This window comes from Pauljensenia sp. UMB3104 (assembly GCF_030217285.1).
In the GTDB taxonomy this organism is placed as follows: Bacteria; Actinomycetota; Actinomycetes; order Actinomycetales; family Actinomycetaceae; genus Pauljensenia.
This window is the reverse complement of the sequence record NZ_JASONN010000617.1, coordinates 1-234: the sequence shown is the minus strand read 5'-3', so window position 1 is coordinate 234 and position 234 is coordinate 1. Positions and strand designations below refer to the sequence as shown.

The 234-nt window shown below is 59.4% G+C and carries 1 protein-coding gene; it reads right to left on the bottom strand.

Annotated features, from left to right (window positions below):
• Window positions 1–234: hypothetical protein (locus QP415_RS13010; protein ID WP_285100353.1), on the bottom strand; the 234-nt coding region annotated here is incomplete at both ends.

The following is a 234-nucleotide window of genomic DNA, read 5'->3' as shown; positions in this document are numbered from 1 at the left end:
AGCAGGAACAACGGTGCGTGCGCCGTCAACATCGAGCTCTTGCCGGAAGACCTGCTTCAAAGAACCATCTTCAGTGGCCGAGTAACCGGCGACGGCCATGCGGTGCGGGCGCAACGAGGAACCTTCAGAGAAGGATTCCTGCACAACAGCGAGTTCGGAGATTGTGCCGTTGTCGTCGACGTTGATTTCGGGGCGGAGCAGGGTCACGCCTGCTTCTTCCAGCCAGACCTTCGA